Source organism: Reinekea forsetii (assembly GCF_002795845.1).
Lineage (GTDB): Bacteria > Pseudomonadota > Gammaproteobacteria > Pseudomonadales > Natronospirillaceae > Reinekea > Reinekea forsetii.
Map to the genome: position 1 here is coordinate 3,028,842 of NZ_CP011797.1, position 12,877 is coordinate 3,041,718.

11 protein-coding genes are annotated in these 12,877 nt (G+C 58.2%); 5 read left to right on the forward strand and 6 right to left on the reverse strand.

Translation table 11 applies throughout. From position 1 onward, the window contains the following. Window positions 1–2: 2 nt before the first annotated feature. From uraD to xdhA, 5 genes are read right to left on the reverse strand one after another with little or no spacing between them, the layout of a single operon-like run. Window positions 3–506: a 2-oxo-4-hydroxy-4-carboxy-5-ureidoimidazoline decarboxylase gene (gene uraD / locus REIFOR_RS13880; RefSeq protein ID WP_100258132.1), complete on the reverse strand. Its 504-nt coding sequence runs from the start codon at window positions 504–506 to the stop codon at window positions 3–5. Continuing rightward, entirely contained in the window at window positions 507–1,880 is a 1,374-nt protein-coding gene (gene allB, locus REIFOR_RS13885; RefSeq protein ID WP_100258133.1) for an allantoinase AllB, read from the reverse strand. Beyond that, the gene (gene xdhC, locus REIFOR_RS13890; protein WP_100258134.1) at window positions 1,877–2,782 is read right to left on the reverse strand and encodes a xanthine dehydrogenase accessory protein XdhC; all 906 of its coding nucleotides are present in this window, start codon (window positions 2,780–2,782) and stop codon (window positions 1,877–1,879) included. The genes allB and xdhC overlap by 4 nt, the downstream gene beginning before the upstream one ends. After that, a complete protein-coding gene (gene xdhB / locus REIFOR_RS13895) occupies window positions 2,775–5,126 on the reverse strand; it encodes a xanthine dehydrogenase molybdopterin binding subunit (RefSeq protein ID WP_100258135.1) in 2,352 nt (783 codons plus the stop codon). Before xdhB ends, xdhC begins: the two co-directional genes overlap by 8 nt. Further along, on the reverse strand, window positions 5,113–6,561 hold the full coding sequence (xdhA, locus tag REIFOR_RS13900; RefSeq protein WP_158524392.1) for a xanthine dehydrogenase small subunit: 1,449 nt from the start codon (window positions 6,559–6,561) through the stop codon (window positions 5,113–5,115). Before xdhA ends, xdhB begins: the two co-directional genes overlap by 14 nt. A gap of 242 nt (window positions 6,562–6,803) precedes the next feature. Here xdhA and REIFOR_RS13905 point away from each other — a divergent pair, with 242 nt between their 5' ends. The 4 genes from REIFOR_RS13905 to REIFOR_RS13920 are packed head-to-tail and all read left to right on the forward strand — an operon-like array spanning window position 6,804 to window position 11,423. Next, a complete protein-coding gene (locus REIFOR_RS13905) occupies window positions 6,804–8,303 on the forward strand; it encodes an ABC transporter ATP-binding protein (protein ID WP_100258137.1) in 1,500 nt (499 codons plus the stop codon). Then, window positions 8,303–9,397, forward strand: a complete 1,095-nt coding sequence (locus REIFOR_RS13910) for an ABC transporter permease (protein WP_227003695.1) — start codon at window positions 8,303–8,305, stop codon at window positions 9,395–9,397. The genes REIFOR_RS13905 and REIFOR_RS13910 overlap by 1 nt, the downstream gene beginning before the upstream one ends. After that, window positions 9,397–10,323, forward strand: coding sequence for an ABC transporter permease (locus REIFOR_RS13915; RefSeq protein ID WP_100258139.1), 927 nt, complete (start codon window positions 9,397–9,399; stop codon window positions 10,321–10,323). Before REIFOR_RS13910 ends, REIFOR_RS13915 begins: the two co-directional genes overlap by 1 nt. 29 nt (window positions 10,324–10,352) lie before the next feature. Beyond that, window positions 10,353–11,423: a BMP family ABC transporter substrate-binding protein gene (locus REIFOR_RS13920; RefSeq protein ID WP_100258140.1), complete on the forward strand. Its 1,071-nt coding sequence runs from the start codon at window positions 10,353–10,355 to the stop codon at window positions 11,421–11,423. A 166-nt stretch (window positions 11,424–11,589) separates the two neighbouring features. Here the strand turns inward: REIFOR_RS13920 and REIFOR_RS13925 are convergent, their stop codons facing one another. Then, a complete protein-coding gene (locus REIFOR_RS13925) occupies window positions 11,590–12,189 on the reverse strand; it encodes a phosphoribosyltransferase (protein ID WP_100258141.1) in 600 nt (199 codons plus the stop codon). A gap of 108 nt (window positions 12,190–12,297) precedes the next feature. Between REIFOR_RS13925 and REIFOR_RS13930 the strand changes: the two genes are divergently transcribed. Continuing rightward, window positions 12,298–12,876, forward strand: coding sequence for a phosphoribosyltransferase (locus tag REIFOR_RS13930; protein WP_100258142.1), 579 nt, complete (start codon window positions 12,298–12,300; stop codon window positions 12,874–12,876). Window position 12,877 lies beyond the last annotated feature (1 nt).

The window sequence follows — 12,877 nt, forward strand, 5'->3', positions numbered from 1 at the left end:
GCTCATGCCAGCAACTTATGCAGGCGCAGGGTGGTAATCTTGTGCTGTTCGGCCGCCGCCAGGGGCCATTCCGACGCCTCATCATTGACCAAGCGCTGCTCCAGCAAGGCCAACATCTGGGCCGCACTCTTGCCGCTGGCACAGACAATGAAGATATAGCCAAACTTGGCGACGTAGGCATCGTTCAGATCAACTAGAGCTTGCAGCAGATCCGCCTCGGCCGAGTCCATGCCGGCCTGTTCGCCGGCCGCCTGATCGGCGGTATGGGCATATTTCTCGTGCAGGGTGTGAATATCACCGATGCGCGGGTGGCCGGAAAAGGCCTGCAAAATATCGACCCGGTTAACCCCTTGCCAGCGTTGGTCGGCCCGCGTCAGCAGTTGCTCTGCGCTGCTATAGGGACGGCCCTGCACCATAGCGGTGGCCCAAGCCTCGGCCGCGCAGCAGCTTTCGAATTGGCGTTGCGCCGCCGCTGGGCTCAGTTTGTTCAGTTCAGCCAGGCTCATCTAGTTCGACTCCTGCTCGGCCAGCAGCGCACGGCCGCGCGCGGGACCGGGAAAGTGGGGCCGGTCTTCATTGCTATAAATCAGCTCGCCAGCCAGCCAGGTACTGCGCACCACGCCGGTCAACTGATGGCCCAGATAGGGCGACACCTTATGGCGATGCTGAATAATCTCGGCGCTCACGGTGAAGCGCTGCTCGGGCGCAAAGACACAGAAGTCAGCCTGTTGGCCAATCGCAATCGCGCCCTTGTCGGTTAGGCCACAGAGCTCGGCCGGACGCTGCGCCATCAACCTGACTAGGTCGGTGAGCGGCATACCGCGCTGACGTGCCGCGGTCCAGATCAGCGACAGGCCAAATTGCAGACCGGAAATGCCGCCCCAGGCGTTTTCGATATCGCCGCTGTCGAGATTCTTAAGGTTTGGGGTACAGGGGCTGTGATCGGAGACGATGCAGTCGATGCTGCCATCGAGCAGGCCCTGCCACAGGCTTTCCTGATTCGACTGTTCGCGGATCGGCGGACAACACTTGTACGAGGCCTGGCCATCGGGAATGGTTTCGGCTGCCAAGACCAGATAATGGGGGCAGGTTTCGCAGCTGAGCAATAGACCTTCGGCGCGCGCGGCGCGAATCATCGGCAAGGCTTGGGCCGAACTCAGGTGCACTATATGAGCACGTGGGGTCAGGCCCTCGCTGACCAGTTGACGCATCACGCGGATCACCAGCGCGACGGCGTCGTTCTCCCAGCGCGCCGGGCGACTGGACAGAAAGCCTTGATAGCTGGTCGGTATCGACATCGGCTCGGCCGGACTGTGATCCAGCTCGGCATGGATCAGATGCGGCAAGTCGCGCCGCGCCAGTTGGCGCATGGCCAGGGTCAACTGCGCCTCATTGACCGACTGAAACTCGTCGATGCCCGAGTCGATGGTAAAGGATTTCACCCCGAGCACTCCGGCCGCGAGCAAGGCGGGCAACTCAGTCAGATTGTCGGCCGTGGCCCCGCCCCAGAAGCCGGCGTCGACCCACAGTTTACCGGCCAACACCGCCTGTTTGGCCGCAAAGGCCGCGGCGCTGATGGTCACCGGTATACAATTCAGTGGCATATCGACCAGGCTGGTAATGCCACCGGCCGCGGCGGCATGGGTGGCGGTATCGAAGCCCTCCCAGTCGGTGCGGCCCGGTTCATTGATGTGCACGTGGCTGTCGACCAGGCCGGGCATCAGCACCCGATCGCCGAAGTCGTGCTGCTGGTCGGCCGGCGGCCGCGGCCCATCATAGGGCAAGATATCGACGATCCGGCCCGCGCGCACCACGACACAGGCCGGCCGTTCGCCCTCGGGCATCATCACCCGTTGGCTGGAAAACAGTTGATGGCTCATCTCGGGCTTGTCTCCTCTGCATCGGCGGACACGATGACCGGCGATTGGATCAGGGTATCTTTCAATTGGCGCCACTGCACTCCCTGGCGCATCGGCGACGGGCTGTGGCGGCTCTGATAGAGTTCGATCAGTTGCCCGGCAACCGACACCGCGACCTCCATCGGCAGCTTACCACTGACCTGGGCCAGACCGATCGGGCACTGTAAGCGGGCCATCTGTTCGGCACTAAAACCCTGATGCGCCAAGCGCAATCTAAAGCGTTCGGCCTTGGTTGCGGAACCGATCACGCCGAGCATCAGGCCAGTGCCCTGCTTGAGTATGGCGCTGCACAGACGGTAATCGAGGGCGTGGTTGTGGGTCATTACCAGCGACACGCTGTTGGCTGGCGCATGACGCACCTGCTCGACCGGATCTTCATCGACCAGGACCTGGACATTAGCCGGCATCGGCGCGGGAAACAGCGCGGCGCGGCTGTCGATCCAGCGCACGCGCACGGGCAACTGCGCCAAGAGCGGCACCAAGGCTTGGGCAACATGACCGGCACCGTATAGATCGACCATAATCCCGTCCGGTACCAGGGTTTCCAGTAAGACACTGACCGAGCCGCCACAACATTGGCCCAGGCTGGCACCGAGCGGGAAGTGCACCAAAGCCTGCTCGCTTTGCCCGGTCAACAGGGCCGCACGGGCGGCCTCGATGATTTTCAGTTCCAGATGGCCGCCACCAACCGTGGCATAGATATCGGTTGCACTGACCACCATCTTAGTGCCGGCGGCGCGCGGCGTGGATCCGGCCGACCCCAGTAGGGTGGCGAGCACAAAGGCCTCGCCGCGCCGGGTCAAGTCGGCCACCGCATCACTCCATGAGGCGGCGTGAAAACCGGCTGTTGAGCTATTAATCATCGCGGCGCTCCTGCTGATTTTGCTTTTGCCAGTGCCGTGCCACGGTCACCGCCTGCAGAATTTTCTCCGGCGTGGCCGGTGGATCCAGCGGTGGCGCATAGCGGTAATCGGTTAGGCTCGCCAAGGCATCGCGCAGGGCACACCAGACGCTGTTAGCGAGCATAAAGGGCGGTTCGCCCACGGCCTTGGAGCGAAATACCGTCACTTCCGGATTGGCCGACTCATAGAGCTGGACGCTAAAACGGGTCGGCGTATCGCCGATGGCCGGTACCTTATAGGTCGCCGGCCCGGCGCTGAGCAGCGCGCCTTGGTCGTTCCAGCGCAGCTCTTCGTTGGTCAGCCAACCCATGCCCTGAATAAAGCCACCTTCGATCTGGCCGATATCCAGCGCCGGATTGATCGAATGACCGACATCGTGCAACAGGTCGACCTGGGTCACACTGCTTTCGCCGGTGAGGATATCAATTTCGACCTCGCTCAACGCCACGCCATGGGAAAAGTAAAAGAACGGTCGGCCGGTGCCGAGCTCGCGATCATAGTGAATTTTCGGCGTGGCATAAAAGCCATTGGCCGATAACGAAATACGCTGCAGATAGGCCAGATTGGCCAGCTCAGCAAAGCTCAGTTCGCCACCTGGGTAGGTCACCCGGTCGGCGCCAAACTCGATGTCGTCACGCGCGGCGTGGTAACGTTCGGCGACGAAATCGAGCAAGCGATCTTTGATTTTAGTGGCCGCATCCAATGCCGCCATGCCATTCAGATCGGTGCCGGCGGACGCGGCGGTGGGCGAGGTATTGGGCACCTTGTCGGTCCGGGTGGCGCTGATCGCGACCCGGTCCAGGCTGACGCCAAACACCTGAGCGACAATCTGCGCGACCTTGGTGTTCAGCCCCTGACCCATCTCGGTTCCGCCATGATTTAAATGGATCGAACCATCGTTGTAGACATGCACCAGCGCACCGGCCTGATTGAGGTGCTGCGCGGTAAAGGAAATGCCGAACTTCACCGGGGTCAGCGCCAGGCCCCGCTTGATGATCGGTGAGTTGCGGTTAAAGGCAGTGATGGCGGCGCGGCGCGTATCGTACTGGGCATCGTGGGCCAAGCGATCGATCATCTCGGCGACGACAAATTGCGTGACCTGCTGACCGTAGGGGGTGGTCTGGCGGCCCGGTTGATAGAGGTTGGCACGCCGAACCGCGAGCGGGTCCTTACCCAAGGCCCGGGCTATATCGTCCATAAGGGCCTCGGCCACGATCATGCCCTGGGGACCGCCAAAACCGCGAAAGGCGGTATTGCTGGCGGTATTCGATAGGCAGCGGTTACCGACGATGCGCACCTGATCGTAGAAGTAGGCGTTATCGGCGTGGAACATGGCACGGTCGACTATGGCATCGGACAGATCCGGTGAGTGGCCACAATGGCCATTGACCACTATATCGGCCGCACTGACCCGACCCTCGGCATCGAAGCCAACCTCATAAGTATTAAAGAAGGGGTGCCGCTTACCGGTAATGCGGAAATCATCGCTGCGCGCGAGCCGGATCTTAACCGCCCGGCCGGTCAAGGTTGCCGCCAAGGCGGCCAACACGGCCCATTGTGCAGCCTGGGTTTCCTTGCCGCCAAAACCGCCGCCCATGCGGCGCATTTCAACCGTCACCGCATGCATCGGTTTGGCCAAGACTTGCGCGGTTAGGTGCTGCACTTCGGTCGGATGCTGGGTTGAACAATGCAGATGGATCGCGCCATCGTCTTGCGGGATGGCCAGCGCCACCTGCCCTTCCAAATAGAAGTGTTCTTGGCCACCCAGATGCAACTGCCCACTTAGCCGATGCGCTGCCAAGCTTAGGGCCGCATCAACGTCCCCGCGGGCAATGCGATGGGGCGGGCGGACAAAGGACTGGTCCTGCAGCGCCTGGTGGATATCGAGTAAGGGTACAGCCGTTTGATATTCCAGCTTGACCAGCTGTGCGGCACGTCGCGCCAGATCATAAGTCTGGGCTATAACGAGCAGAATCGGTTGACCGTGATAACGAATCTCGGTCTCGACCAGGAGCGGATCACCGGGAAAGACTGGACCTATATCGTGACGCCCGGGTATATCGGCGGCCGTGATTAGCCTGACGACCCCAGCCAGGGCCAGTGCTTGGCTGGCATCGATCGACACAAGGGTGCCGGCCGCAATGGTCGACAAGACCGGGTAGGCATGCAGACAATTGGCCGGTTCAACCCGATCATCGACATAGTGCGCCCGACCGCTGACGTGCAGCAACGCACTATCGTGTGCCACGGCCTGGCCAACGACGCGATGCTCGTTCGGCGGTGGATCGGTTTCAAAGTGCCGCATGCGCTACCCTTACCTCAATATCGCCCTGATGTTGATACCAGAGGCGTTCGAATAAATTCTGGGCCACCGTCAAGCGATAGGCACTGGAGGCGCGTACATCGGACAATGGTTGAAAATCGGTGGCTAACTGCTCGGCGGCGCGCTGCAAGGTGGCCAGGCTAAAGTCTTGGCCCAATAGCGCCTGCTCTACCCGGCGAGCCGGGGCCGGCGTGGCCGCCATACCGCCGAAGCCGGTGCGCACCCGAACGATCTGATTGTCGTCCAGTTCATAAGCAATGACACAGAGCACCGCGGATATATCGTCTTCGATACGCTTGGAAATCTTGTAGCAGACCAGCTTGGTCGCGGCCGAATGGGCCGGGATGTGCACCGCTCGGATCACCTCATTGGGACGCAGCAGCGTTTGCCGGTAAGCGGTGAAAAAATCCGCCACCGGCAGCTCGCGCTCACCCTCTACCGAGCTGCACAGCACGGTCGCCGACAGCGCTAATAAGAGCGGGGCCGGATCGCCGATGGGTGAGGCATTGCCCAGACTCCCGCCGAGCGTGCCAGCATTGCGAATTTGTTCCGAGCCAAGTCGGGTCCAGAGCTCCGCGGCCTGCGGATAGAGCGCATTGATCGTTGTTTGAAATTCACTGTAGGGTACCGCCGCACCGATACTTAAGGCACCGTCCAGGGTGGTACAGGACTTCAGCTCGGCGACCTGCGCGACGGAGATTAGATCCGGACAGGGCTTGAGTTGTTGACTAAATTCCAGGCATAGATCGGTGCCACCGGCCACCAGACGGGCCGCCGGGTTAGCCGCGCGCAGGCGCAGTAGGCTGGCTAAGTCTTGCGGCAGGTAAATCGTCCGGCCCGCAGCGCTGAGACTCGGCTGCGGATCGAGCGGCGCCGCAAAAAAGGCCGCCGCCGCCGGGCTGGTTAACAGCTCCACCGGCGGCGCTTGAAAAAGGCTGCGCGCGGCATCGAGGATCGGCCGATAACCGGTACAGCGGCACAGGTTACCGCCCAGTGCGTGAATCACCACACTGTCGCCCGGATAGTCACGGTGATTAAGATAGAGGCCGGTCAGGCTCATTATAAATCCTGGGGTACAAAAACCACATTGAGCGCCGTGATAGGCGACCATGGCTTGCTGCACCGGATGCAGACGATCTAGAGTCAGGTCGCCGGACTCGGTTAAGCCTTCTACGGTGAGTAGGTGTTGGCCCTGAACCTGGGCCAACAATAGAAGACAGGCATTAACGCTGCGATAGCGCAGACCATCGGCGTCCATCGACCCGAGTAACACCGTACAGGCCCCGCAATCACCAGAGGCACAGCCTTCTTTGGTGCCGGCAAGCCCTTTTTGAGTGCGCAGCCAGTCTAAAACGCTCAAGTTTGGTGCCAGACCGTCGAGCTGGACTCGCTCCTGATTCAGTAAAAATTCAATCACCCTCACCCTCCTGATGCCGCCGCGTGCTTGATAAAGCTACTTATTTTGGCCTGTGCGCGTTATTCTTTTTTGTTAAGATTTTCTATTTCAATATTGGTTAGCTTATTGCAAGTACAGTACCAGAAAACTGACCATCTGGTCAGTAGAATTAGAATAGTACTTTTTGGCAACTAAATTCAAGCTCATGCTACACAAAACAGATAAAACAGGTGGTTAGGTTGGAAAAGAGCTGTCGTCTCACCATGACTCATATCAGCAAGCGTTATCCGGGGTGCATTGCCAATGACCGCATCAGTCTGGCCATCGATGATGGCGAGATTCACGCCCTGCTGGGAGAAAACGGTGCCGGTAAGAGCACCCTGATGAAGATCCTCTATGGTGTCACCAAACCTGATGAGGGCGCTCTGACCTGGAATGGCACGCCCACGCGGATCGACTCGCCGGCAGACGCGCGAGCCTTGGGGATCGGCATGGTGTTTCAGCATTTTTCCCTCTTTGAAACCCTGACCGTGCGCGAAAACATTGAATTGGCGCTCGGCGACCAGGTCGGTGACAGCGCCAATCTGGCGCAACGGATAGTGGATACCTCGGCGCGCTATGGTCTGCCGCTGGACCCCGAACAACGGGTTGCCACCCTATCGACCGGTGAGAAACAGCGGGTCGAAATCGTGCGTTGCCTGCTACTCGACATACAGTTGTTGATTCTCGATGAACCCACCTCGGTGCTGACCCCGCAAGAGGTCGAGCGCCTGTTTGAGACCTTGCGCCTGCTCAGCCAGGAGGGTTGCTCTATTTTGTTTATCAGCCATAAGCTGCATGAGGTGGTCAGCCTGTGCGATAAGGCCACCATTCTGCGCCACGGTCAGGTCACCGGCCAATGCCGACCCCAGGAAGAGACAGCGGAATCCATCGCGCGCATGATGGTCGGTGACGACATCCCGATCAGCAACGACACCCAGCGCGCGACCGGCACCGGTGTGTTTCTCGATATCCGCCGGTTATCGACCAAGGCCGTCTCGACCTTCGAAGTTGCCTTGAAGAATATTAATTTCAACGTTCAATGCGGTGAGATTGTCGGTATTGCCGGCGTTGCCGGCAACGGTCAGGAAGAATTACTGCGTGCCCTATCCGGTGAAGATACCCGCTCGACCCAACAGCTGTGGATCGACGGGCACTGTGTCGATGCCTTGAGCCCGCTGCAACGACGCAGACTCGGCCTGGCCTTCGTGCCCGAGGATCGGCTTGGCCGCGGTGCGGTGCCGGAAATGGATCTTAATCAGAACACCCTGCTGACCAGCTTTGACTCCGGCCTAGTGCGCCGTGGATTCCTGCGACCCGGCGCGATTCGCGCGCTAACCGAGCGCATCATTGCCAAATATAAGGTTAAGACGCCCTCCGCGGATGCCTCGGCGGCGAGTCTATCGGGCGGTAATTTGCAAAAATTTATCATCGGCCGCGAGGTCGAACAGCAACCCAAGCTGCTGATCATGGCGCACCCGACCTGGGGGGTCGATATTGGCGCTCAGGTGGCCATTCACAACACCATCTTTGCGCTGCGCAACCAGGGTTGCGCCGTTCTAGTAGTGTCGGAAGATCTGGACGAACTCTATAAAATTTGTGACCGCCTCGGGGCCATCTGCGATGGTGCCGTATCGCCTTTGCGCCTCACCGACCAGATGCCCTTAGCCCAATTGGGTCGCGCCATGGCCGGTGACTTTGACGCTAACGAGGAGGCTGCCTGATGATTCGCTTAGAAACTCGCCCGGCAACGTCCAAGTTTTGGACCTATGTTTCGCCGCTGATGGCCGTTCTACTGACCCTCTTGAGCGGCTACGGTCTGTTTGCCGCCCTGGGTCAGGCGCCGCTGCCGGCCTTGCATACCTTCTTTATTCTACCGTTGGCCGACTGGTACGGGGTCAGTGAACTCTTCGTCAAAGCCATTCCTATTCTGCTCTGTGCCTATGGCTTGGCGCTCTGTTATCGGGCCTCGGTCTGGAACATCGGTGCTGAGGGCCAGCTCTTAATGGGTGGGGTCACCACCACGGTGATGGCCTTACAGTTCACCCAGTCCGACAGTGCCTGGGCCATGCCCTTGACGGTGCTGGCCGGTATCGCCGGCGGCGCGGCGTGGGCGGGCTTGGTCGCGTTTATGAAGATTAAACTGAATACCAATGAAACCCTGACCACCATCATGATGAACTACATTGCGCTGAACCTACTGCTCTGGGCGGTTTACGGTCCGCTCAAGGACCCAGACGGTTATAACTTTCCCGAGAGCGCCCTATTCGGTGACAGTACATTGCTGCCGATCCTGTTCGACGGCACCCGACTGCATCTGGGCTTGGCCTTTGCCCTGCTAGCCCTGGTGGCAACCTGGGTGCTAGTGAGCAAGTCCTTTATTGGCTTCCAGATTCAAGTCATCGGCCATGACCCGGCCGCCGCACGGATGGCCGGCTTTAGCAAAAACAAACTGGTATTGACCGTACTGCTGATCTGCGGCGGCTTGTCCGGCCTGGCCGGTGCGGTCGAGGTGGCTGGCCCAATCGGACAGCTGGTACCTCATATCTCGCCCGGCTATGGCTATTCGGCCATTATCGTCGCCTTTTTAGGTCGTTTGCATCCGGTGGGCATTACTCTAGCCGGGCTGTTGATGGCACTCATCTATATAGGCGGCGAGATGGCGCAGATCACCATCGGTCTGCCCAATGCCATCACCGGGGTGTTTCAGGGCCTGATTCTTTTCTATCTCTTATCCTGCGATGTCCTGATCCGCTATCGTATCCGCACCGACTTTAATTTCGCCTGGTTTGCGAAACCTGCCCAGGGAGAGCGCTGATGGATATCGAACTGCTAACCAATATTTTCTACCTCACGGTGCGCACGGGCACACCGCTGTTACTCGTCGCCCTAGGTGAACTGGTGTGTGAAAAAAGTGGTGTGCTGAATCTGGGTCAGGAAGGCATGATGCTGATGGGCGCGGTGATCGGCTTTATTACCACCTTCTATACCGGCAACCTGCTCCTTGGCTTCACCATGGCGGCCTTGGCCGGCGCTCTGATGGCGTTGCTGTTCGGCTTTGTGGCCATTACTCTGAACGCCAATCAGGTCGCCTCAGGTCTGGCTCTGACGATCTTCGGCACTGGCTTGTCGGCCTTTATCGGCTCAAGCTTTGAGGGTAAGACCATCGACGCCCTGCCGACGATCCATATCGGCTTACTGGAGTCGATCCCGCTGATTGGTCGGGCGCTGTTTGCCCAGGATGCCATTGTCTATTTTAGCTGGGTGTTGTTTTTTGCCATCTATCTGTTTTTCCGCCGAGGACGTGCCGGCTTGAGCGTGCGGGCCGTCGGAGAAAACCCAACCGTGGGCAGCAATCTCGGCTTACGGGTACTAAAGATTCGCTATAGCTCGGTGATGTTTGGTGGGGCACTGTCCGGTTTGGCCGGTGGCTATCTGTCCCTCGCCTACACCCCGCTATGGACCGAAAACATGACCGCTGGACGAGGCTGGATCGCCTTGGCGTTGGTGGTCTTTGCCAGTTGGCGGGTCGGTCGCATTATGCTCGGAGCTTACCTTTTTGGCTTCGCCAGCATCATGCACCTAATCGCGCAGGGCTTTGGCCTGTCGATATCGTCAAATCTGCTGGCCACCTTACCCTATGTGGCCACCATCGTTGTGCTTGTCTTTCTCAGTAAAAATATTGAACGACTTAAACAGTTTGAACCCATGGCGTTAGGCAAGCCATGGCACAAACCGCACTAATTCCATTAACCCTTACAGAAGAGACTACCATGAAAAAAATAATCACTGCACTCGGCCTAACCCTTGGGTTGGCCATCACAAATACGGCTATGGCGGCCGAGCCGTTGAAAATCGGCTTTGTATACGTCAGCCCAACCGGTGAAGCCGGCTGGACCTACTCCCACGATGAAGGCCGCATGTTTGTTGAAGCCACCTTCGGCGATCAGGTTGAGACCACCTATGTCGAAAACGTCCCTGAGGGCGCTGATGCTGAACGTGTCCTGATGCAGTTAGCGAAGAGCGGCCACGAGTTGATTTTCACCACCTCGTTCGGTTACATGAACGCAACCTTGAAAGTTGCCAAGAAATTCCCGAATGTGAAATTCGAACACGCGTCGGGCTATAAACGTGCCGACAACGTTGCAACCTACTTCGACCGCATTTATGAAGCCCGTTACTTGAGTGGTGTCGTTGCCGGCAACATGAGCAAAAGCGGTGTGATTGGCTATATCGGTGCGTTCCCAATTCCGGAAGTCATCCGTGGCATCAACGCCTTTACGCTGGGCGCTCAGTCGGTTAACCCGGATATCAGTGTTCAGGTCGTCTGGGTGAACACCTGGTTTGATCCCGCTAAGGAACGTGAAGCGGCCGACAGCCTGATTAATCAGAAAGCCGACGTAATCACCTTCCATACCGATTCGCCTGCAGCCGTTCAGGCAGCTGAATCCGCCGGTGTCTATGCAGTTGGCTATCACTCCGATATGTCTTCGTATGGCCCAACCGCGCATCTGACTGCGGCCGTGCATAACTGGAATGACTACTATGTCGGTCGCGTTCAGGCTGCCTTAGATGGCACTTGGTCCTCTACCGATACTTGGAAGGGCATTGCGGCCAACATGACGACGATGGCGCCAATCAATAAGGCGGTTCCAGCCGATGTCGTGACCAAGGTCGAGATGCTTACCAAGCAGATCGCAGCGGGTACCCTGCACCCCTTTACCGGTCCCATCAACAACCAGGCCGGCGTTGAAGTATTGGCCGACGGTCAAGTTATGGACGATGGCGCACTGTTGGGCATGAACTATTATGTTGCCGGTGTGGAAGGTACACTCGAGCAATAAGATTGATCGACAAACCCCGGCGGGGTTTGTCGTTGTCGCGCCAGAACGACTGGCGCTTTTAAACAGCCCTCCCCACGCCTCTTCCTATGCCAACCTAGCACGCAACTCAGTAACCCCTTTAATAACGCTCAAGGCTAATGTCTGCAGCGATACAGGCCTCGTAGCCTTACTCAATATCAGTGGTGCGTGGCTTAATCCGTTCTGGATGGATCAGGTTGCTGACATAGGGCTTATGGGCATCTATTTCTCCCGGCGTCAGGCCCTTTAACTCGTAGGGGAAGACCAGCCAATCAGTGGTTTGGTGCAAACAATAGTCCGGTTTTAAGTCGGTTCGTTGAAAGTCTGAGCGTTGAAATAGGGTCGCGACTCGGACCTGCTCAGGCATATTCAATTTAAGCTGAGAGCGCAGCCGGGCCAGCGTGGCTTCGATGCTGTGGCCGGTACTGAACACGTCGTCGACGATCAATAGCCGGTCACCGGCATTCAGATGGTCGATCAAATACTGGGTACCGTGGATGCGAATAGCCGAAGGCTGATCCACCATCGACTGGTAGGCCGGCAAGCCGGTATAGGACGTGCGAATCGAGATATGGTCGGTGTCGACGCCGAGTGTCTGCAGGCATTCTTGTACATAGATACCGACCGCACTGCCCCCGCGCCACAGGCCAACGATAAAGCTGGGGCGAAACCCGCTTTCAAAAATCTGCAGCCCGAGCCGAAACGAGTCCTCGATCAGGGTGTCTTCGTCCAGGTAACGTTTTTTCATGCGGCGTCCTTGTGAGACCCTCGGAAAAGGGTTGGTTTAACCGACTCGGCTATCTATACTCGGGCTCATTAGGCCACAACACTGAGCGATGCTCAACAGGAGGTTCGGTTGCAAAAAACCTATTTAACCGGCGAACAATTACTGATCGATTCGTTCAAACTCGCCGAACAGGTTTTACTCAGCGGCTTCCGCCCCAGCTTTATCATCGCGGTTTGGCGCGGCGGCGCGCCGATCGGGATTGCAGTCCAGGAATATTTAAGCTTTCACGGCATCGAAACCGATAATATCGCTATTCGCACCTCATCCTATGCGGCCGGTATCGATCAACAAAGCCGCACGGTGAAGGTGCATGATCTAAACTATCTGGTCAAAAGTGTCCAGCAACACGATAGTTTGCTCATAGTCGATGATGTGTTTGATACCGGTCGCTCAATAGAGGCCATTATCGGCCAACTGGCACAGCGAACCCGGAACAACATGCCCCAAGATATTCGTGTCGCAGTGCCCTACTACAAGCCATCGCGCAGTGAAGTCAGCCGGATACCGGACTACTTTATTCATCAGACAGCCGCCTGGCTGAAATATCCGCACTCGATGGAAGGGCTCACCGCTATGGAGATGGCCGAAAAAAGACCGGCCCTGTATGAGATCATCAAGGCGCATCTGCCCAGCTCGGACGCACCCTAGC